Annotated in this window: 20 protein-coding genes; 7 read left to right on the forward strand and 13 right to left on the reverse strand. The window is 62.6% G+C overall.

Annotated elements, in window-relative coordinates:
• Positions 1-140 precede the first annotated feature (140 nt).
• The 3 genes from kce to NKI50_RS19455 are packed head-to-tail and all read right to left on the reverse strand — an operon-like array spanning position 141 to position 4,090.
• The gene (kce, locus tag NKI50_RS19445) at positions 141-1,070 is read right to left on the reverse strand and encodes a 3,5-dioxohexanoate:acetyl-CoA acetone transferase (RefSeq protein ID WP_352641133.1); all 930 of its coding nucleotides are present in this window, start codon (positions 1,068-1,070) and stop codon (positions 141-143) included.
• A gap of 10 nt (positions 1,071-1,080) precedes the next feature.
• Positions 1,081-2,448: an aminotransferase family protein gene (locus NKI50_RS19450; RefSeq protein WP_352641135.1), complete on the reverse strand. Its 1,368-nt coding sequence runs from the start codon at positions 2,446-2,448 to the stop codon at positions 1,081-1,083.
• Between the two features lies 1 nt (position 2,449).
• Positions 2,450-4,090, reverse strand: coding sequence for a N,N-dimethylformamidase beta subunit family domain-containing protein (locus NKI50_RS19455; RefSeq protein ID WP_023717417.1), 1,641 nt, complete (start codon positions 4,088-4,090; stop codon positions 2,450-2,452).
• 156 nt (positions 4,091-4,246) lie between these two features.
• Here NKI50_RS19455 and NKI50_RS19460 point away from each other — a divergent pair, with 156 nt between their 5' ends.
• The 5 genes from NKI50_RS19460 to NKI50_RS19480 all read left to right on the forward strand — a co-directional run bounded on the left by NKI50_RS19460 (position 4,247) and on the right by NKI50_RS19480 (position 7,010).
• The gene (locus NKI50_RS19460; RefSeq protein ID WP_023717418.1) at positions 4,247-4,495 is read left to right on the forward strand and encodes a ParB N-terminal domain-containing protein; all 249 of its coding nucleotides are present in this window, start codon (positions 4,247-4,249) and stop codon (positions 4,493-4,495) included.
• A gap of 123 nt (positions 4,496-4,618) precedes the next feature.
• Positions 4,619-5,104, forward strand: a complete 486-nt coding sequence (locus NKI50_RS19465) for an SRPBCC family protein (protein ID WP_023717419.1) — start codon at positions 4,619-4,621, stop codon at positions 5,102-5,104.
• A 24-nt stretch (positions 5,105-5,128) separates the two neighbouring features.
• A complete protein-coding gene (locus NKI50_RS19470) occupies positions 5,129-6,085 on the forward strand; it encodes an alpha/beta fold hydrolase (RefSeq protein ID WP_352641137.1) in 957 nt (318 codons plus the stop codon).
• Between the two features lie 195 nt (positions 6,086-6,280).
• Positions 6,281-6,679 (forward strand): GFA family protein, encoded by a 399-nt coding sequence (locus NKI50_RS19475; protein WP_023717421.1) that lies wholly within the window; start codon positions 6,281-6,283, stop codon positions 6,677-6,679.
• Between the two features lie 118 nt (positions 6,680-6,797).
• Positions 6,798-7,010: a hypothetical protein gene (locus NKI50_RS19480; RefSeq protein WP_023717422.1), complete on the forward strand. Its 213-nt coding sequence runs from the start codon at positions 6,798-6,800 to the stop codon at positions 7,008-7,010.
• Between the two features lie 13 nt (positions 7,011-7,023).
• Here NKI50_RS19480 and NKI50_RS19485 read toward each other — a convergent pair whose 3' ends face one another.
• Positions 7,024-7,938, reverse strand: a complete 915-nt coding sequence (locus NKI50_RS19485) for a hypothetical protein (protein WP_352641139.1) — start codon at positions 7,936-7,938, stop codon at positions 7,024-7,026.
• Positions 7,939-8,189: 251 nt separating this feature from the next.
• Here NKI50_RS19485 and NKI50_RS19490 point away from each other — a divergent pair, with 251 nt between their 5' ends.
• Complete coding sequence (locus NKI50_RS19490) at positions 8,190-9,209, forward strand: glycoside hydrolase family 25 protein (protein ID WP_352641141.1); 1,020 nt, start codon at positions 8,190-8,192, stop codon at positions 9,207-9,209.
• Between the two features lie 21 nt (positions 9,210-9,230).
• Here the strand turns inward: NKI50_RS19490 and NKI50_RS19495 are convergent, their stop codons facing one another.
• From NKI50_RS19495 to NKI50_RS19525, 7 genes are all read right to left on the reverse strand, one after another.
• Positions 9,231-10,289 (reverse strand): protein kinase domain-containing protein, encoded by a 1,059-nt coding sequence (locus NKI50_RS19495; RefSeq protein ID WP_352717341.1) that lies wholly within the window; start codon positions 10,287-10,289, stop codon positions 9,231-9,233.
• A 7-nt stretch (positions 10,290-10,296) separates the two neighbouring features.
• Entirely contained in the window at positions 10,297-10,689 is a 393-nt protein-coding gene (locus NKI50_RS19500) for a DUF3010 family protein (RefSeq protein ID WP_352641145.1), read from the reverse strand.
• Positions 10,690-10,796: 107 nt separating this feature from the next.
• Positions 10,797-14,561, reverse strand: a complete 3,765-nt coding sequence (locus tag NKI50_RS19505; RefSeq protein ID WP_352641147.1) for a vitamin B12-dependent ribonucleotide reductase — start codon at positions 14,559-14,561, stop codon at positions 10,797-10,799.
• Positions 14,562-15,206: 645 nt separating this feature from the next.
• The gene (locus tag NKI50_RS19510) at positions 15,207-15,695 is read right to left on the reverse strand and encodes an NUDIX hydrolase (RefSeq protein WP_254817682.1); all 489 of its coding nucleotides are present in this window, start codon (positions 15,693-15,695) and stop codon (positions 15,207-15,209) included.
• A gap of 221 nt (positions 15,696-15,916) precedes the next feature.
• Positions 15,917-16,417 carry a xanthine phosphoribosyltransferase gene (gpt, locus tag NKI50_RS19515; protein WP_352717344.1) on the reverse strand — a complete coding sequence of 167 codons (501 nt, stop codon included), beginning with the start codon at positions 16,415-16,417 and terminating at the stop codon, positions 15,917-15,919.
• A 127-nt stretch (positions 16,418-16,544) separates the two neighbouring features.
• A complete protein-coding gene (locus NKI50_RS19520; RefSeq protein ID WP_023717430.1) occupies positions 16,545-17,378 on the reverse strand; it encodes a universal stress protein in 834 nt (277 codons plus the stop codon).
• Between the two features lie 79 nt (positions 17,379-17,457).
• Entirely contained in the window at positions 17,458-18,207 is a 750-nt protein-coding gene (locus tag NKI50_RS19525) for a competence/damage-inducible protein A (RefSeq protein WP_352481143.1), read from the reverse strand.
• 134 nt (positions 18,208-18,341) lie between these two features.
• Between NKI50_RS19525 and NKI50_RS19530 the strand changes: the two genes are divergently transcribed.
• Positions 18,342-19,340: an alpha/beta fold hydrolase gene (locus NKI50_RS19530; RefSeq protein ID WP_352717346.1), complete on the forward strand. Its 999-nt coding sequence runs from the start codon at positions 18,342-18,344 to the stop codon at positions 19,338-19,340.
• A gap of 97 nt (positions 19,341-19,437) precedes the next feature.
• Here NKI50_RS19530 and NKI50_RS19535 read toward each other — a convergent pair whose 3' ends face one another.
• Together NKI50_RS19535 and NKI50_RS19540 are read right to left on the reverse strand one after the other, a co-directional pair.
• The gene (locus NKI50_RS19535; RefSeq protein WP_352717348.1) at positions 19,438-20,331 is read right to left on the reverse strand and encodes a carbohydrate ABC transporter permease; all 894 of its coding nucleotides are present in this window, start codon (positions 20,329-20,331) and stop codon (positions 19,438-19,440) included.
• A 1-nt stretch (position 20,332) separates the two neighbouring features.
• Positions 20,333-21,184, reverse strand: a complete 852-nt coding sequence (locus NKI50_RS19540; protein WP_502899482.1) for a carbohydrate ABC transporter permease — start codon at positions 21,182-21,184, stop codon at positions 20,333-20,335.
• Between the last annotated feature and the right edge of the window lie 91 nt (positions 21,185-21,275).

Here is a 21,275-nt window from a genome sequence, read left to right on the forward strand (position 1 = left end):
AAGGGGGGAGATTGGATGTCGCGCCGGGTTTCGCCATTCACCAACGTTGCAGGGTGGGCAGCGAGATCGAAGCTGCCGATCTCTCCCCTTGAGGGAGAGATGGCCGGCAGGCCAGAGGGGGGTGTGCCGGAGCGCAACCATCAGAACGCCACACGGTCGCCGCCCTTGAGCGCCAGCATCTGCCGCGCCTCGGCCGGCGTCGCGACGTCCAGCGACAGCCCGTCGAGCACGCTGCGGATACGGCGGACCTGGTCGGCATTGGACTTGGCCAGTTGGCGCCCGTCGTAGAGGCTGTCCTCCAGCCCGACGCGGACATTGCCGCCCATCGCCGCCGCAATCGAGATCATCGGCATCTGATGGCGTCCGGCGGCCAGCACCGAAAACTGGTAGCTGTCGCCGAACAGTTTGTCGGCGATGCGCTTCATGTGGATCAGGTTTTCGGGATCGGCGCCGATGCCACCGAGGATGCCGAACACGAACTGGATGAACAGCGGTCCCGACACCAGCCCGCGGTCGCGGAAATGCGCCAGCGAGTAGAGGTGGCCGACATCGTAGCACTCGAATTCAAAGCGCGTGCCGCAACCACGCCCAAGCTTCTCAAGCACCGTCTCCATGTCGGCAAAGGTGTTCTTGAAGATCGTGTCGCGGGTCGCCTCGAGCAGCTTCGGCTCCCATTCGTGCTGCCACTCCCGCGGCCGCTCGAGCATGGGGAACAGCGCAAAATTCATCGAGCCCATGTTGAGCGAGCACATTTCCGGCTCCGCCCTGAGCGGGGCGGCCAACCGCTGGTCGAGCGTCATCAGCGAGGAGCCACCGGTGGTGATGTTGATCACTGCGTCGGTCGCCTGCTTGATGCGCGGCAGGAACTGCATGAACACCTCGGGGTCGGCGGTCGGCCTTCCATCCTTGGGGTCGCGGGCGTGAAGATGCAGGATCGAGGCACCGGCTTCGGCGGCGGCGATCGCGTCGGCGGCGATCTGGTCCGGCGTCACCGGCAGATGCGGCGACATCGATGGTGTGTGCACCGACCCGGTGACGGCGCAGGTGATAACGATTTTTCGCGGCGCCATGGTTCGCCCCTCAGCCTTCGACCGGCAGGTCGAGTTCACCGGCCAGCACTTCGAGCGAGTCGCCGATGATGGCTACGATCTCGCCGATCTGCGCGGCGGTGACGATCATCGGCGGCGCGACCATGAAATTGTCGCCGTCGACGCCGCCCTTGACCTTGCGTCCGTAGATGATCAGTCCGCGCTCATAGGCGAGGTCGAGCAGCCGCTGGGTGGCCTTCTTTGCCGGCTCGATCGGCCTCAGCGTATCTGGGTCGGCGACCATTTCGGCACCTGTGAGCAGGCCCTTGCCGCGGACGTCGGCGATGAACGGAAACCGCTTCGCCAATCCCTTCAGCTCGTCCATCAAAAGCTTGCCCATATCGGCCGCATTGGCGATCAGGCCGAGACGGTCCATCTCGCCGAGCACGGCGAGCCCGGCGGCGCAGGCGAGCGGGTTGCCGGCATAGGTATGGCCATGCTGGAAGCCGCCCGATGCGAGCAATGGCTGCACCAGCCGCATAGGTGCCGCCAGCGCGCCGAGCGGCGCGTAGCCCGAGCCCAGCCCCTTCGACAGCGCAACGATGTCGGGCTTGCAGTTCCAGTGGTCGCCGCCGAGGAATTTTCCGGTGCGACCGGCGCCGCTCATCACCTCGTCATGGATGAGCAGGATGCCGTAGCGATCGCAGATCTCGCGGATGCGCGGATAGTAGCTGTCCGGCGCCACCAGTGCTGCCGTGGCAGCGCCGCCGACCGGCTCCATGATGAAGGCGAGCACGCTGTCCGGCCCCTCGGCGAGAATCTTCTCCTCCAGCATGTCGGCATAGCGGATGCCGCGCTGTTCCATCGAAAGATTGTCGCGGTCGCGCCAGGCGATGGGCGCCGGCACGGTCGGCATCACTTGCATCATCGGCGCAAATGTTTCGGCCAGCGTATCGTCGCCGGTGACGGCGAGCGCACCCAGCGTGCCGCCATGATAGGACGGAAAACGCGTGATCACCTTCCAGCGGCTGGGCTGGCCGGTGGCGACCGCCCATTGCCGCGCCAGCTTGACGCAGGATTCCGTTGCCTCCGAGCCGCCGGAGACGAAAAAGATGCGGTCCAGGCCCTCGGGGAGTTTGGCCGCCAGTTGCCGCGCGAGCTCCTCGGCCGGTTCGTTCTCGAAATGCAGGCGGTAGGCGAAGGTGGCGCGGTCCATCTGCCGTTTCATCGCGTCGAGCACGTTGCGGTTGGAGTGGCCGATATTGGCGACCATCGGCCCGCTCGATCCGTCGATGAAGCGGCGGCCATCCTGCGTCCACATGTAGATGCCTTCGGCGCGGTCGATCAGCGGCCGACGCAGGCTGGACAGATAAAACAGATGCGAGGCTTCGCGGGCTTCCGGGACAGGGGGCTTCAGCATGTCATGGCTTTCCAAGATAGCGGTCGAGGACATTTCTGGTGACGCGCTCGACCATCGCGTCCTGCCTTAGCAGGCCGGCGACCCATTCGCAGCTTCCTGCGTGAAACACCTCGCCCTTGCCGCGCGGGAAATTGACGATCATGCCGTTGCCGCGTTTGACCTTGTCGAGATTGGCGTCGCTTGCCTCGCCGAACAGCGTTTCGGCGGTGAAGCGACCGTCCTCGTCGCCGAGGAACTGGTCCTCGAACGGAATGTCGGCGCTTTCCTCGACCTGGGCAGCCATGCCGACCGCGAGCACCTGCAGGCCGTCCGGTGCGCCGCTGTCGGGCGTGGGGTAGGGCAGGCCGCCGCGGATCTCGAAATCGAGCCCGTCGACCTCGTAGCCATAGACATGGCTGTCGGCGCCGAGCAGGTCGCCATAGTAGATGCCGGTGCCGGCAAACGCCCAATGCTCAGGCCGGTAGACCGGAAAGCCGCGTACGCCGCGCGGCGCGCAGCCGCCCCAGCCCGCATAGACGCCTCTTGTCGCGTTGAGGCCGAAGGTCGCCGCACCCGGCCGGCCGATTTCCGGCGCTTCCCAGGAATTGGTGGCGCGCCTTATATCGCCGCCGCGATAGGCCGGGTCCTCTGCGCGAGCGCGGTATTTGTAGCAGACCTGCCGGCGGCCTTCGTCCTCCAGCCTGGTCTGCCACATGAAATTGCCGGCGAAGCGCGCCGCTTGGCCGCCGCGCTCGACATAGGTGTCGACCGCATCGCGCATCTCCCAGGTCCAGTATTCGTCGTGGCCGACGAAGACGACGCAGTCGTAGCCGTCGAGAATGTCGGGCGAAAAATGCAGATCGTGCTGGCTGGCAAGATCGACGGCGTAGCCGGCACGCTCGGCGAAGCGGAAGAAATGGCTGTCATAGCTTGCCCAGCCGGACGAGGCGTATTTCTTCGAATGGCCGGTGGCAAACGCCCATTCCATATGCGGATAGCGCGGCACGGTTTTCGGCGGCACGGCGACTTCGAGCGGCACGCGCGGCGCGTCCCTGGGCAGCACGACGAAGCCGCGGCACCAAGGCCGCTGCGTCGACACTATTCGTGCATACTGGTCGCGGCCTGGCCCGGTGATGCCTTCGTAATGGTTGGAACCGCCCCATGTGTTGTAGGCGAGCCAGGTGCCGGTGGCCGCGACCTGCAGCACGCGACCAAGCTTCTTGCCGGGCTGCGGCGCGACGATGAAAAGATGGTGGTAGCGGATCGGCTTGCCGTCGCGAGCGTCGGCTTCAAGCGTGACGCGATAGGCGCCGGACGGCCAGTCGTCGCCGATGCAAAATTCGAACGATGCTTCCCAGCCGCAGCCCTCGACCGAACACTGATCAGGCGTATCCTGCCAGCGCGCCGCGATCCCGGTCCTTTCGAATATCGTCGTTTCCGTACCGCCGTCGCGGACGATCGCGATGCCGAAACTGGCGGCCGTCGAGCTGACATGCAGCGCCACCATCTCGCCGGGGTGGTAGGAAAAACGGTCGCTGTAGCACCAGATTTCGCCGCGCCCGCCATCCATACCCGGCCATTCCCAGTAATGGCTGCGCACCGCCTGGCGTCGCTGCTCCGGCGTCAGTCCGAAATCGGGAAACTCGGTCGGCAGATGGTTCATGGACACCGCTAAGGTCGAAGGCCGCCATTTCGGCCATCCGCCGGCCAAGCGTCAATTGGAAACGATCGGGCCAGTCATCGCCGGGCTGCTCCCTTGGCCTTGCCGGACAAACAGACTATCTCACAAAACGCGGCCTTGTCCGCCACGGGAGCCGATATGCTGAGAGTGCAAAAGGTTAGGGTCAACGACATTTACGTGCCGACCGCGCGCAAGAAGACGCTGCATCCCGAGACCGTCCGCCATCTTGCCGAGGACATTCTGGAAAACGGCATGAATACGCCGATCCAGGTGCGCCATGACGGCAAGCGCCATATCCTGGTCGAAGGCCTGCATCGGCTCGAAGCGGCCAAGTGGCTCGGCGAGACTGAGATCGACGCCTATCTGGTGCAAGCCAAGCGCCACTGAAGCCACTCGGTTCCGTCGTTCGAATCTCCGGTTCCGCGGATTTTTTCTCGTGGACCGTGTCGGCTTGCGTCTTGTCGGTTCGTCCTAGACACGAAAGCCAAACCCGACATGTGAGGAAACACCATGACCACCAAGCTCGACATCGCCCCCAACTCCGACCGCGAGCTGGTTCTCGCCCGCATCATCGATGCACCGCGCGAGAACGTCTATCGCTGCTGGACCGAGCCGAAGCTGTTGACGCAATGGTTTGCGCCGAAGCCGTGGACGACGCCGCGCGCTGAGATGGACGTTCGCGCCGGCGGCACCAGCCTGGTCGTCATGGCCGGTCCCGACGGCAACGAGTTTGCGAACCCCGGCGTCTTCCTCGAAGTCGTGCCGGGCAGGAAGCTCGTCTTCACCGATGCCTATACCAAGGCGTGGGAGCCTTCCGCCAAACCGTTCATGACCGGCATTGTGACACTCGAGGACGAGGGCACGGGCAAGACCCGCTACGTCGCCCGGGTTGCGCATTGGTCGGTCGCCGACCGCGAACAGCACGAGAAAATGGGTTTTCACGAGGGCTGGGGCCAGTGCGCCGAACAGCTCGAGGAAGTCGCAAAGCGACTTTGATGCAAACGGGAGAGGGAGACTGACATGTCCAGATCGATATTTTTCGCCATTTTCGCTTCGGCCGCCGCGCTGTTTGCGGCGCCGGGCACCATCAACGCTGAGGAGGCCAAGCCCGCCATGACGACCGCAACCGCAACATTGCCGAAGCCGGAAAAATCCGGCCTGCTGCCGATCAACGGTTTGAACTATTATTACGCCGTCTATGGTAAGGGCGAGCCGCTGCTTCTGCTGCATGGCGGGCTCGGCACGACGGATATGTTCGCGCCGATCCTGCCGAAGCTTACCGAAAACCGCACCGTCATCGGCGTCGACCTGCAGGGCCATGGCCGCACCGCACTCGGCGACCGGCCGCTCAGCCTGGAGGCGATGGGCGACGACATGGCGGCGATCGTCAAGGCGCTCGGCTACGACAAGGTCGACGTCATGGGTTATTCGCTGGGTGGCGGCGTCGCCTTCCGCATGGCCGTGCAGCATCCCGAGGCGGTGCGCCGGCTGGTGCTGGTCTCGACCCCCTACGCCGCGGACGGCTTCTATGCCGAGATGCGTGGCCAGCAGGCACAGGTCGGCGCGGCGATGGCTGACATGATGAAGGACACGCCGATGTACAAATCCTACGTCGCCGTTGCGCCGCATCCGGAGGATTTTCCGAAACTCCTCGATCAACTTGGCGCCTATATGCGCAAGGACTACGATTATTCCGCCGACGTGCCGAAGCTGAAAATGCCGGTGATGCTGGTGTTCGGCGACAGCGACATGTACCGGCCCGAGCACGAGATCAAATTCTACCAGAGGCTCGGCGGCGGATTGAAGGACGCCGGCTGGATGCGCGAGAACCTGTCGCAGAACCGCCTGGCGATCGTGCCGAACCGCACCCACTACGATGTGTTCTTCGCGCCGGAGCTCACAGCTGCCGCGCTGCCGTTCCTCAATGGCGAGACCAAGGTCAAGACCTGGGACGAAGTCGTCAACGAAACGAACTGACACGCAGTCAATTGTCTGCCGGCCGTCTCCCGCGAGACGGCCGGCATTTCGTCAATGAGGCCTTGGCGCGGCGCATCGGCCAGTCGTGTATCGGTCGCATCACAGCTATAGATGGCGCCATCAAAGCTTTTCAATTGACGCTACCGCGCCTATCGATAGGTATGCCGCCTATCCTCACAGGCAGGGAAACGGGCGATGGCTGGGTATCAGGGCGGGTGTTTGTGCGGCGCGGTGCGCTACCGCGCCGAGGCAGCACCGATCAATGAGCGCGTCTGCCATTGCCGGTTGTGCCAGAAGGCGCTGGGTGCCGCCTTCAACGCGCGCATGCTGTTCCGTATCGACGATGTGACGGTCGACGGACCGCTGGCGATGGTGAATTCCTCGCCCGATCTCAAGCGCGGCTTTTGCCCGCGCTGCGGCACGACGATGTTTTCCCGGCGCGATTCCGCCGGCATCATCGGCGTCACCACCGGCTCGCTCGATGACCCCTCAGTGTTCAGGCCCGAGATGCATATCTGGACCGCCTCGAAGCAGCCCTGGGTGCAGATCGACGACGGCCTGCCGCAATATGAAGGCGCGCCACCTCCGGTTTGAGGTGAAATCTGGACAAAATTTAATCCAAAGCGACACGAGATAGCCGGCAAAGCGTCATTGGCGGGCCATCATTGCTGCCTATCTATTGCGTGCGGGCGGCAGTCGAGGAGGCGACGGAATGAACGACAGCATCAACACCCTGGACGAACTCTTGAGCGATCCGATGATCAAGCTGGTGATGGAGCGCGACCGCGTGCAACCGGCAGAACTTCGCACGCTGCTCGAAGAAAAGGTCCGCCGGGCGGACGATGATGTGGCGGTCAACGATCGTTTTGTACCGCCGGCCCACCTGATGGCCACGACCTGCCACAAGCTGTGGCTGTGCGGCTAGGGTCTTGAAGCGGTTAGCCGGAATTTGCCGGCAAATAACTGTAATGGCTGCGGAAATAAGCGAGTTTGAAGCCGAGACGTGCATAGTTGCGATAGGCCGGCCCGTCGCGTTCGGCTTGCGGCGCCTCGATATCGGCCACGAACAGTTTTGCACCGGCCGCAAGTCCGTCGCGCACCATCGCTTCGCCGAGCATTGCATCGAGATCGAAGCTCGGCGCCATGATGCCGGGCACCGGCGCGTCGATGCCGCTCCAGGCCATGCCGTCGGCGCCGATGAACATCGAGCGCACCGCCGCCACCGCGCCGTCCCGCCGCAGCATGTAATGGCGCCAGCCGCGCCGGCCGGCCAGCGCCAGTAACCACGGTGAGGTCGGCAACCGGTATTGGCTGTCGATGAACCCAGCCCATTCCCTTGCCGTTGCCGGCGTCACCCGCTCGACCGAGACATCCTCCGTCGGGAAAAGCGGCTCCGCTGGCAACGGCGTGGCGTCGCGAAAGATGCGTTCCCAGCCTCCCTGACGCTGCAGGCCGCGCGCCTCGAGCCAGCAGCTGAGCGTCGCGGGCTCGGTGTGTGGGTTGGTGTAGAACCAGGGCCGCAGAATGCCGGCGTCGCGATAATGCCTCAGAAGCGTATCGAGCCGGCTCTCGGTGGCCGCGCTATCGACACCAAGGTTCTTGACGCAGTTGAAATGGATGAACGGGATCGTCGTGCAGGTGGTCCAGACGAGATCGCCCTCTTCGGCGATGGCTAGGCCTTGCCTTGCGGCAAAGTCTGCCGGGGCGGCGCGATAGAGATCGAGCCAGGCATCGACCTCAGCGCGTTCGATGACGCGGCTGAGATCGCCGGATATCTCGTCGATCCCGATGGCGGGCGAGCGTGGCTCCGGCGTGACTAAGGGCTGCAATTCTGACAGGGCGGCGGGCTGCATAACTTCCTCCCAAGTAGTGCCTTACACCGTAAGATTAGTAGAGACTAATCTCATGCCATGAGTTGTCAAGCGGAGGCAGCGACATGGCCAAACGTTGGAGGGATAGCGCGCCTCCGTCCCGCCGACGTCTCGACGAGAGCCCTAACAATTCGATTCAAACTTTGTTGGTAGTTTCTTGTTAGGAATCCAGCTTGGTTTGTCCGGCGGCGTTGTCCTGCCTTCGGTCTGTTGTGTTTTGCGTACAGGTCCAGATGCGGTTATCAGGCGTCGTCATCTTCTCGATCGCAGCGCTGTGCCTTGCCGGCTGCACGTCGACCTCCAGCGTCGATGCGCTGCAAGTGCCGTCCAGCGAGACCACCAGCTCGGTTGTGCGGCCACCCGCGCCGATCGCCTCGGCAGCGATAGCTGACGCCGCGCCCGCCTTCGCGCAACAGGAGCAGGACGAGCAGCCGGTTGCTTTGGCGGCGCCCGACCAAAGCATCGAACCGCCGGCCGAACCAATTGCCCTGGTATCGCCGCCGAAGCGGCCGACACGCGCAGCACCAGCGATGCTTGCCGAGCCGGTCACGCGCTACGGTTTTCGCGATGCCAAGCCGATCAATTTCGGCAAGGCATCATCGCCCAGACGCCTCGCCGTCCACGGCGTCGACGTTTCGCGCTGGCAGGGCAATGTGAACTGGGGAAAGCTGCGCGCCCAGGGCGCCAATTTCGCCTACATCAAGGCCACCGACGGCGGCGACCATCTCGACCCGATGTTCACCAGGAACTGGCGCAATGCCGACGCCGCCGGCCTCAAGCGCGGCGCGTACCACTTCTTCTATTGGTGCCGCACCGCCGGCGAGCAGGCCGACTGGTTCATCCGCAACGTGCCGAGGGTCGAGGGCGCGCTGCCGCCGGTGATCGACGTCGAGTGGAACGGCGAATCCAGCTGCAAGCGCCGCCCGTCGCGGCAAAAGGTGCTGGAGAAGATGCAGGTGTTCATGGACAAGCTCGAGCGCTACTACGGCCAGCGCCCGATCATCTACACCGCCCCCGACTTCTACCGCGACAACCTGCGCGGCGCCTTCCCCGATTATCCATTCTGGCTGCGCGCCGTGGCGGCGCACCCGTCAAAAGTCTATCCCGGCCGCAAATGGCTGTTCTGGCAATATTCCGGCTCCGGCCTGTCGCACGGCGTGAGAGGCCGCATCGACCTCAACGTCTTCCACGGCGACGAGAGGGCGTGGCGCGACTGGACTGGCGGACGGCAGATGGTGGCGGAGGCGGAGTAAGGGCGGTCGGCTCCAAGCTGATCAGACTACCTGGGCAACCAATGCACCAAGCGGCGCATTGGGCGTCGACGGTATGCGCCGAAACAGGCCTTCCTTCGCTTGCAGCGGTTCATAAAGCCCATTGGCGGTACGCCGGAGTTCTATGATGCGGTCTGCAAGCTCAAGCCTTGCAACATTATCGGCCCATTGCCAATCGAGCGTGTCGGCTCGTACGCGAGTGAGGACCGCCGCGACATCAGCGGCATTCTTGAGCCGCTGGCTGACGTTGGGATGAGTCATCGAACGAAGGGCATTTTTTGCGATACCCCGTACCCACGGTGGGAGGGTTCTCAAGTCCATGAGTTCCCTTGATGCCGCTCGGCGATGGATCACGCCGTCCTGGAACTGCGACTTCTGAAAATCGTCCGAGAGCTCAACGTATTCCTTAAAATCTTTCTTGTTGAAGTATGCCATTGGATCGTACGGAAGGTTGCCGCCGAGAAGCTGGTAAGTCACCAACCCAATCTGATAAATGTCGCCCAGCAAGCTGTATCTTCCAGTTTCGAAAGATTCGGGCGGACGATAGAGGGCGCTGTGTCCGGACGCCGGCAGGTCTGCTTCTCCCTCGGCCAGCCGCCTGACGCTTCCGAAGTCGGCTATTAGCGGAATACCGCCGTCCGACACGATGTTGGCGGGTTTTAGATCTCGGTGGATCAAGCCGTTGGCGTGAATAGCACTCGCGCCGTTGCAGATGCCGGAAGCAATATCAATTGCACGATGCGCGGATGGACGAGATTGGATCACTGCGTCGAGCGTACCGCCCACATGGCGTGGTGTTACAAAGAAAGCCCACTCGTCGGATATATTTTGGGCGTTATGTATCGGAATGACATTTGGAGATTGTATCTGAGCCAAGAGGTTTGGTTCGTCGTGTCTTCGTTCTCCTGGTGCACCGAAATAGAATTTTATAGCTACCGGTACTGCAGTCACTCGATTGACGGCAAAGAATACGTAGCCGTTGGATCCTTCCGGATGCGCTTCAATGTCTCGGTAGTGAGCCTGAAGTTGCTCAAGTGCCGCTGCAACCTCTTCGGGATACATTAAATTTCTATTTCTGTTTATGTGAGGCAGCTGCCTTGTAGGCAGGCTCTAAGTATTTCTTGACGAGGCGGGGAGAGATTTCGAGCTTTGCAATTTTTTGAGCAGAAACGAACTCTACTTCGCAGGGAGCGTTCGCCAACGCAATTCCTTCCATTTTGAGAGAAGCAGCTCCGGCGCTCATGGCACCCCTCTCCGGTTTCGTTTTAATAGCCACTCGGTCTGGTTTGGTAACGTTATACATCGACTGTACTGCTGCCTGGAAAGCCTTCAGGGCGTCTTTTGATCGAGTAGCAGCAAGGGTCAGTCTGTTAACGGTTAGGATTTCTGTATTTTCTTCGCCGACGTCCAAGAGGACGTAATTCAAGAAACTGGCATTAAACTCAATTCCTAGTACACGCATATTTCCCCCCAATCTTCCAACATTTCAATCTATTCCGAATTGCTGAAATAGAAAAGCCGGGCATGTTTATGCCCGGCTTGTAAGTCCAACGAGTTAGAATTTCGAGGTCAGCTACACCCGCTCGTAGCCCCACAAGTATCGCACTTCTCGCACGTCCCGTTCCGCACCATCGTGAAGTTATGGCATTCCGAGCATTCGTTGCCGGTGTAGCCCTGCATCAGCGATTGCTGGCGCCGGTTGGCGGCGAGCGCTTTGGCTTCGGCTGCTTCTTTCGCCGCCTCGTCGGTGAACAGCTCCGTCGGATCAGACGCTTCCGCGTAGACGATGTCCTCGACCAGTTCCCTGGCGCGCTCCTCGTAGTCGCGCTTGTAGGCGATGGCTTCGTCGCTGGCCGGCTTCAACGTCAGCACGTTGGAGCCGGAGAAGGCGGTTGGGGCGGTACGGGACGGAGTTCCGGAGCCCGCGCCGGCAAAGCCCTTGGGCTCCGCACCCATGCCCGACACCAGCTTGACCGGCGAGGCACCGCGGGTGAGACCCTTGGAGAAGGGCGTCGCCTTGCCTTCGTTGATGCCGCGTCCGAGTGCAGTCTTGTCGAAATCCGACTGGTCGACATGGGCGAGATCGTGGCGGCCGAGATAGGAGACAGCCAGTTCGCGGAACACGTAGTCGAGGATCGACGTGGCGTTCTTGATCGCGTCGTTGCCCTGCACCATGCCGGCCGGCTCGAACTTGGTGAAGGTGAAGGCCTCGACATATTCGTCGAGCGGCACGCCATATTGCAGGCCGAGCGAGATGGCGATGGCGAAGTTGTTCATCATCGCCCGGAAGGCCGCACCTTCCTTGTGCATGTCGATGAAGATCTCGCCGATACGGCCGTCGTCGAACTCGCCGGTCCTGAGATAGACCTTGTGGCCGCCGACGACCGCCTTCTGGGTATAGCCCTTGCGGCGGTTCGGCAGTTTCTCGCGGTCGCGGTAGAGACGCTCGACGACGCGCTCGACGATCTTCTCGGTCACCTGAACGGCGCGCTGCGCGGCCGGTGCCGCGATCAGCTGCTCGACGGCTTCGTCCTCGTCCTCCTCGCCATCGGCGAGCAGCGAGGCGTTGAGCGGCTGCGACAGCTTCGAGCCGTCGCGATAGAGCGCGTTGGCCTTCAGCGCCAGCTTCCACGACAGCATGTAGGCGCCCTTGGCGTCTTCCACCGTCGCGTCGTTCGGCATGTTGATGGTCTTGGAAATGGCGCCGGAGATGAAGGGCTGCGCCGCCGCCATCATCATGATGTGGCTGTTGATCGACAGCGAACGCTTGCCGATCTTGCCGCACGGGCTGGCGCAGTCGAACACCGGCAGGTGCTCGGCCTTCAGGAACGGCGCGCCTTCCAGCGTCATCGCCCCGCAGACATGGATGTTGGCGGCCTCGATGTCCTTCTTCGAAAAGCCAAGCGCCGGCAGCATCTCGAACGAGAAATCGTTGAGCTGCTCATCGGTGAAGCCAAAATTCTCCTTCACCCATTCGGCGCCCAGCGTCCACTGGTTGAAGACGAACTTGATGTCGAAGGCCGACTTCAGCGCCGCATTGAGCGCCGCGATCTTGTCGTCGGTGAAGCCTTTTGCCTTGAGCGAGCCGGGGTTAATGGCAGGCGCCTGGTTGAGATTGCCATGGCCGACGGCATAGGCCTCGATCTCGGCGATCTGGCTCTCGGAATAGCCAAGCGTGCGCAACGCTTCCGGAACCGCACGGTTGATGATCTTGAAATAGCCGCCGCCGGCGAGCTTCTTGAATTTTACCAGCGCGAAGTCGGGCTCGATGCCGGTGGTATCGCAATCCATCACCAGGCCAATCGTGCCGGTCGGGGCGATCACCGTTGCCTGCGCGTTGCGGTAGCCATGCTCCTCGCCAAGCTCGATGGCGCGGTCCCAGGCGGCCTTGGCATGGTCGGCAAGCTCTTGCTGCCTGAGATCCGAGGCGACCAGCGGCACCGGGTTGACGGCGAGCTTCTCGTAGCCGTCCCTGTCGCCATAGGCAGCACGGCGGTGGTTGCGCATGACGCGCAGCATGTTCTGCGCATTGCGGTCGTAGTCGGGGAAGGCGCCGAGCTCGGCGGCCATTTCAGCCGAAGTGGCATAGGCGGTGCCGGTCATGATCGCGGTGAGGGCGGCGCAGATGGCGCGGCCCTCGTCGGAATCATAGGGAATGCCCGAGGTCATCAGCAGGCCGCCGATATTGGCGTAGCCGAGGCCGAGCGTGCGGTACTCGTAGGAAAGCTTGGCGATCTCCTTCGACGGGAACTGCGCCATCATGACGGAGATTTCCAGCACCATGGTCCACAGCCGCACCGTGTGCTCGTAGGCGGCGATGTCGATGGTGCCGTCGGCGTTGCGATAGGGCAGAAGGTTGATCGAGGCCAGATTGCAGGCGGTGTCGTCGAGGAACATATATTCCGAGCACGGATTGGACGCCCGGATCGCACCGGCCGAGGCGCAGGTGTGCCAGTCGTTCATCGTCGTGTTGAAATGCAGGCCCGGATCGGCCGACGCCCAGGCGGCATAGCCGATCTTTTCCCAGAGATCGCGCGCCTTCAGCGTTTTCAGCACCTTCCCGTCCTTGCGGGCGGTGAGATGCCAGTCGCCGTCCTGCTCGACGGCGCGCAGGAAATCGTCCTTCAGCGACACCGAATTGTTGGAGTTCTGGCCGGAAACGGTGAGATAGGCATCCGAATCCCAGTCGGTGTCGTAGGTCTTGAACGACATCGAGGTGTAGCCCTGCTTGGCGAACTGGATGACGCGGTAAATGTAGTTCTCCGGCACCGCGTCCTTCTTGGCCGCCTTGATCTCGCGCTTCAGCGCGGTGTTGACCGCCGGGTCGAAGCAATCGTCGCCATTGCCTTCACAGTTGATGCAGGCCTTCATGATCGCTTCGAGGTGCTTCTTGACGATCTTCGAGCCGGTGACTAGCGAGGCGACCTTCTGCTCCTCATTGACCTTCCAGTCGATGAATTCCTCGATATCGGGATGATCGGCGTCGACGATGACCATTTTCGCGGCGCGACGCGTCGTGCCGCCCGACTTGATGGCGCCGGCGGCACGGTCGCCGATCTTGAGGAAGCTCATCAGCCCCGACGAGCGGCCGCCGCCCGACAGCTTTTCGCCTTCGCCGCGCAGGAACGAGAAGTTGGAGCCGGTGCCGGAGCCGTATTTGAACAGGCGCGCCTCACGCACCCACAAATCCATGATGCCGCCCTCGTTGACGAGGTCGTCCTGCACGCCCTGGATGAAGCAGGCATGCGGCTGCGGATGCTCGTAGGAAGACTTCGACTTGGTCAGCTTGCCGGTGAACGGGTCGACATAGAAATGGCCCTGGCTCGGGCCGTCGATGCCATAGGCCCAGTGCAGGCCGGTGTTGAACCATTGCGGCGAATTCGGCGCGACGCGCTGGGTGGCCAGCATATAGGCGAGCTCGTCGCGGAAGGCGCGCGCGTCTTCCTCCGACTTGAAGTAGCCGCCCTTCCAGCCCCAATAGGTCCAGGTACCGGCAAGCCGGTCGAAGACCTGGCGGGCGTCGGTCTCGGAACCGTAGCGCTCGGCTTCCGGCAGCTTGGCCAGTTCCGCCTCGTCGGCGACCGAGCGCCACAGGAAGGAGGGGACTTGCGTCTCCTCGACCTTCTTCAGCCGTGCGGGAACGCCCGCCTTGCGGAAATATTTCTGCGCCAGGATATCGGCGGCAACCTGGGAGAACTGCGCCGGCACGTCGATGTTGTCCAAGCGGAACACCACCGAGCCATCCGGATTCTTGATCTCGGAAAGCGCCTTGCGGAACTCGATCTCCGCGTAAGCTGATTGCCCTGGCTTGGTGAAACGACGCTCGATGCGCATTGGTCCGGTCCCTTTTGTCTACATATAGCGCTTTTCCCAGAGGATTTCTGCCCTCTTGATGAAACGCGCATGGCCGCCGTCTGCCGGCGTTCGAAAACCGCCGGCTCTCATCGTCACAGTCTCCGTCGCCCTGCTGGTCGAACCTCTTGCGAGGCTGCTGTCCAACGCGCTCACGGACCCTGTGGGTCCCTCAAAACTGAAAACTTTTTGTAACGCCCTCGGTCGAGGGAAATTCACATTATCTAGCGTCGAACCTACCTGCAAACACTAAATATAGTATTAACAGACAATTTATTCAAGTCCGACAATCCTCCCCTTTCGCCCCCAGGCTTCAAAATCCCACGCCTTCGCCGGCCTCGTAAACAGGCGGGAATGCGGATCAAAACGCACATATTCCGGGAAAAAGACCGGCCTCGAAACTTTTCCGGTCGCACTCTCAACAGGAGCGCATGGCCTATAAAAGGCGACTCGTTTTGCGCCGTCAAGGATTCGTTTGCGTAGCTTTTATGACCCCAACATCTTGTGTGTCACATATGTGGATAACGGGGATAGAAGCGGAGCGCAGCGAGGAAGGTTCGGCGCCGCGCGGAGGTGCTTCGGCGATGGCGTTCGCGGCACCTGACCGCGGCTATGCGCCGCTCGGGCTCAGGAGAACCGGCGTGGATCGGCGCAGAAATGGGCGATGATCTGGCGAAGGTCCGGTTCATGCACCATGCCCACAGCCTCGGCGGCGCTGACCCACTTGCGGGTGCGTGCCCGCTTTTCCTTCCACCGGTCGGCGACCTTGTCGACCTGCAGCGGGAACACCAGAACCTCGCACGGCACTTCCTCGCCGGAATCCAGCACCTTGGCGTAGAAATAGCGGCCGGCCTCGTGATGCGAGATCGTGCCGCGCAGCCCGGCCTCCTCGCCGGCTTCGCGCGCCGCCGCCTCGCAAAGCGGCTCCTTCGCTTCCGGCCAGCCTTTGGGAAGCACCCAGCGGCCGGTATCGCGGCTGGTGATCAGCATGATTTCGACGCCGTCCCCGCTATCGCGCCAGGGCAACGCTGCAACCTGCAGGCGGGACGGCACCGCGCCGAAGAGTCGCTGGACCCTTTCGGCCAGATGGTTGTGCGTCGTTGGCCTCGTCAACATCGGAGAAGCTTGCCCCAGCTTCCAGAATCATTTGCCGTCTCATGAATCTTACGGCTAATTATAAGCAATAAAAGTAAAAAATGTTTCATGGACCAGCGAGATTCTGCCGATTTGCGCCGGTCTCGCCCAAATGGGGCGGCCGCGCGAGCATCAAGTCGGCATTTCTCGGCTGCGGATGATGCCTTGGGCGGGCTGGTTGCAATGAGCGGCGGTGCCGCGAATCAGCCGGCGTGGTCGTCGGCGATCGGCTTCTGGTAGGTGAAGCCCATGTCCCAGGGAAAATAGATCCAGGTGTCCTGGCTGACCTCGGTGACGAAGGTGTCGACCAGCGGCCTGCCTTTCGGCTTGGCGTAGACGGTAGCGAAATGCGCCTTGGGCATCATCGCGCGCACGATGCCGGCCGTCTTGCCGGTGTCGGTGAGGTCGTCGATGATCAGCACGCCAGCCCCGTCATCGGCGAGCAGCGCCGGCGTGACCTCCTTCAGCACCTGCAACTGCCCCTGGCTGGTATAATCGTGGTAGGACGCGACGCAGACCGTCTCGATGATGCGGATGCCAAGCTCGCGCGAAATAATGGCGGCCGGAACCAGGCCGCCGCGCGTGATGCAGACGATCGCCTTCCATTGCCCCTTGTTGGCGCCGGCAAGCCGCCAGGCGAGCGCGCGCGCATCGCGGTGGAACTGGTCCCAGGAGACCGGGAAGGCTTTTTCGGGCAGGGACATATTTCGCGCACTCCGCAAAGCGCGCATCGCGCGCAGACACTATGGAATGCGGGCGGAATTAACTGGAAAGGCTTGGCCTTGGCAAGGGCGCGGCAAAGCGATTGTCCAACCCGTGATCTCTATGAACTTACCGCGACAGGAAAGCCGCCACCGGCGCGGTGCGCAGCACCGTTCGCGTCACCCCGCCGAACAGCAGCTGGCGCAGCCAGGAATGGCTGTAGGCGCCGAGCACGAGCAGGTCCGCGCCCGATTCGGCGACCCTGGTCTGGATGATGTCGTCGACCGAGGCGCCGCCGGACCTCAGCACCGAGACGCTGACGGTCGCGCCGTGCCTGGACAGCGAGGCGGCGATCTCGGCGCCGGCCGTTTCCGGCGCCTCTTCGAGCGTATCCGGCGGGTCGATGACGACGATGTCCGTCTTCTCGGCCTCGATGATGAAGGGCAGGGCATCGAAGGCCGCGCGTGCGGCCTCCTTGCTGCCGTTCCAGGCGAGCAGCACGTGCTTGAAGCTGGTGACCAGCGGACCCGAATGCGGCACCACCAGCACCGGCCGGCCGGCATCGTAGACCAGCGTGTCGACGTCGGCGCTCGGATCGCCGCTCGATTCGCGCTGCGCGGCGATGATCAGATCCGCGGTGCGAACGGTCGAGATACCGGTCAGCGCACTGTCGCCGGAAAAACTCTCGAGGCTGCGCCACTCGAACGACAGGCCGGAATTCTCGACGCGTTTGTGAAAGGCGGCCTGCAACTTCTCGGCGCGCTCCCGGTTCATGTCGGCCGAAACCTGCAGGAACTCGGTGTCCGGAAAGCCGGTGGCCGAGGTGTAGGGCACGGGCAGCGCCTCGGCATGAATGCCGATCAGATGGCTCTGGAACCGGCTGGCCAGCGGGATCGCGCAGTCGAGAACGCGCTCGGCGTCCTGTTCATTCTGCAATATGGCGACAATGGTCTTGAAGCGCATGGGCAATCCCTCAGTTTTTCGGCGATCCCACTCGTGACAAACGTCACGGCGCGATGCTTGGTTCCGTCACGCCTGCCGATCAGCCCACCTTGCTTGCCTTGGTCAGGCCCGCCACCATAACCTCTACGTCGGCGCGCGCGGAGTCCAGCGCCTGCTGGCTGCGGGCGCGCACCACCAGTTCCGTCCAGAATTTGCCATCGCCATATTTCGGGTAGGAGCCGATGATCGTATCCGGATGCGCCTTCTGGATGTCGCCCAGCGGGCCGCCGATCAGGCCTTCACCGAACGGACATTCCACGGTTGCCGACAGCATTTTGGTGCCGGCCCGTAATGTCGGCACGACATTGTCGAGCATCGCCTGGAAAATCGCCGGCACGCCGGCCATGACATGGACGTTGCCGATGCGAAAGCCCGGCGCAACCGACACCGGGTTGTCGATGTGGTCTGCCCCGCGCGGCATCCGCGCCATGCGCTTGCGCGCTTCGGTGTATTCGATGCCGCGGGCAGCATAGCTTGCCTCCAGCAGGGCGTAGGCCCTGGCGTCGTATTCGCACGGCACGCCGAAGGCCTTGGCGATGGAATCGGCGGTGATGTCGTCATGCGTCGGCCCGATGCCGCCGGTGGTGAAGACATAGCTGTAGCGGGTGCGCAGCGCATTCACCGCAGCGACGATCTCGTCTTCCTCGTCCGCAACGATGCGCACTTCCTTCAGGTCGATGCCGATCGCCGTCATGATGTCGGCGAGGTGGCCGATGTTCTTGTCCTTGGTGCGGCCGGACAGAATCTCGTCGCCGATGACGAGCATGGCGGCGGTGACGATTTCGGTCATGGCAGGCTCCGGCAACGGGTCGCCTGAGATAGCGCGGCGAACGGCCGGCGGCAATGCCGCCAAACGACGGATCCACCTGTGCCACCTCCCTTGCAGTGGAACCTTCGGCGGGTGATGCTGCGCCGGTTTGGGCCATGAGCAAGAACATGCCGGTATCGATTCTTCTATGGCTGCCCGGCGCGCTGTTTCTGCTGGCGCTCGTCGTGGCAGCTTATCCTGTGCTGGCGACGCTGCGGATTGCGGCGAAAGCCGAAAGGCTGGTGCCGGCCAGCGGTAAATTCATCGAGATCGACGGCAATCGCATCCATTATTTCGAGATGGGCGAGGGGCGGCCGATCGTCTTCCTGCACGGCCTTGGCGCGCAGCTTCATCAATTCCGCCACACGCTGTTCGGACGGTTCGGCCCGAACTATCGGCTGATCGCGCTCGACCGTCCGGGTTCCGGCTATTCGGTGCGGGCCAGGGGCGCCAGCGGGCGGCTACCCGAGCAGGCCGAGATCGTGCGGCATTTTATCGAGGCGCTTGGACTGCAAAAGCCGCTGATCGTCGGCCATTCGCTGGGTGGCGCCATCGCGCTGACGCTGGCTGTCGAGCATCCCGAGGCGGTTTCCGGTATCGCCTTGCTGGCGCCGCTGACCCATCTGGAGCCGGACGCGCGCGAGAAGTTCGGCCCGTTATACATTCAGTCGCCGCTGCGGCGCCGGATCATGGCTCACACGGTGGCGATCCCGGCGGCTCTCAGATACGCAGAACGCACGCTGGCCTTCATTTTCGCGCCGCAGGCGACGCCGGCCGACTATATGGTCGAGGGCGGCGGCTGGTGCGGGCTCAGGCCAAGCCATTTCTATGCAACGTCGACCGATGTCGTGGCCATCGAGCACGACCTTGGCCGTATCGAGCAACGCTATCGCGAGATCACCATGCCGGCTGGCATTCTGTTTGGTGCTTCCGACGTCGTGCTGGCCATCGATATCCATGGCTGGCCGCTGATGGAAAAGATCAGCGGGCTCGATTTCGAGCCGGTCGAGGGGCTTGGCCATATGCCACAATTCGTCGGGCCGGAACGGGTCGTCGCTTTCATCGAACGCATTGCCGACCGCGCATTTGCGCCGAAGTCCGACACCAGCAGCTGACACGCTCCCGGAACCTCACGCAAAGGTGTGCAGCCCGCCGCAGCCTCGGCCGGCAGGGTGCCTCGGGACATCCCGGCCGCCGGGAATACCTCCGAACTTATTCCTTCACGGCTCCGGTCATCGAGGAAACATAGTGCTCGACAAAGAACGAATAGAGCACCACCACCGGCAGCGAGCCGATCAGCGCTCCCGCCATCAGCGCCCCCCATTCATAGACGTCCGAGCGCACCAGTTCGGTGAGCACGCCGACCGGCACAGTCTTGTTTTCGGACGACTGGATGAAGGTCAAGGCGTAGATGAACTCGTTCCATGACAGCGTGAATGCGAAGATGCCCGCGGAAATCAGGCCCGGCACCGACAGCGGCAGCACGATCTTGGTGAGGATCTTCCAGCGGCTCGCCCCGTCGATCAGCGCGCATTCCTCCAGCTCGAACGGGATCGAGCGGAAGTAACCCATCAGCAGCCATGTGCAGAACGGGATCAGGAAGGTCGGATAGGTGAGGATGAGCGCGAAGGGCGTGTCGTAAAGCCCAAGGTTGAACACCATCACCGACAGCGGAATGAACAGGATCGACGGCGGCACGAGATAGGCCAGGAACACCGCGAGGCCGACCTGCCGCGCCCCGGAGAACCGCAAGCGTTCGATCGCATAGGCAGCGAACACTGCTGCCAGCAGCGACAGGAAAGTGGCGGCGGTCGAGATGATGATCGTGTTGAGCAGCCAGCCCGGATAGGACGTCTCGAAGAGAAGATAGCGGATATGCTCGAGCGTCGGATGCACCACCCAGAATGGATTGAAATTGGCGTAGTCGGTCATCTCGAGGTTGGGCTTAACCGCCGTGATCGTCATCCAGTAGAACGGAAACAACAGCACGATGACGAATATCAGCAACGGCAGGTAAACCGTCACCACGCGGCGCGGCACACTCTGCAGGTAGCCCATGCCGCCTTCGTCGAGTTCGGGGCGTTTGCTCGTTTCGATCGCGGTCATGTCAATCTCCGCCGCCCTGCTGCCATTTGCGGCGTTGCAGGCCAAAGTAGCTGAACAGGATCGCCGCCAGCAGGAACGGGATCATGGCGACTGCGATCGCGGCGCCTTCGCCAAGCTGGCCTCCGGAAATGCCGCGCTGGAACGACAGCGTCGCCATCAGATGGGTGGCGTTCACCGGCCCGCCGCGCGTCAGCACATAGATCAGCTGGAAATCGGTGAAGGTGAACAGCACCGAAAACGTCATGGTTATGGCGATGATCGGCGTCAGCAGCGGCAGCGTCACATAGCGGAACAATTGCCAGCGGCTGGCGCCGTCGAGCGTGGCGGCCTCGTAGAGCGACTGCGGAATCGTCTGCAGGCCGGCAAGCAGCGTGATCGCCACGAAAGGAATGCCGCGCCAGACATTGGCGGCGATGACCGAAGCGCGCGCATTCTCCGGATCGCCGAGGAAGTTGATGCGATGGTCGATCAGGCCCATTTCCATAAGCGCCCAGGACAGGATCGAGAACTGCGAATCGTAGATCCACCAGAAGGCGATGGCCGACAGCACCGTCGGCACCACCCAGGGCAGCAGGACGATCGCGCGGAAGAACGACTTGAGCGGCAGGTTCTGGTTGAGGATAAGCGCCAGCCAGAGGCCTAGCGCAAACTTCAGGATCGAGGCGCTGATCGTGTAGAGCAAGGTGTTGAAGACGGAGAGCCAGAAGACGGCGTCATCCCACAGATATTCGTAGTTCTCGATGCCGATGAAGATGCCGGGGCGGCCGATGCGGGCATCGGTGAAGCCGAGCCAGACGCCGAGCCCGAGCGGATAGGTTAGGAAGACCAGCAGCAGCGCCGCCGCCGGCAGCATGAAGCCGAAGCCAAGCGCGTTATGACTTTCAGACACGAACGTCAAAATGCGCGACAGCGTCGACCGGGGTGGCTGAGCGGCAGCGGAGGTC

Source organism: Mesorhizobium sp. M0563 (assembly GCF_040321065.1).
Taxonomy (GTDB): Bacteria; Pseudomonadota; Alphaproteobacteria; order Rhizobiales; family Rhizobiaceae; genus Mesorhizobium.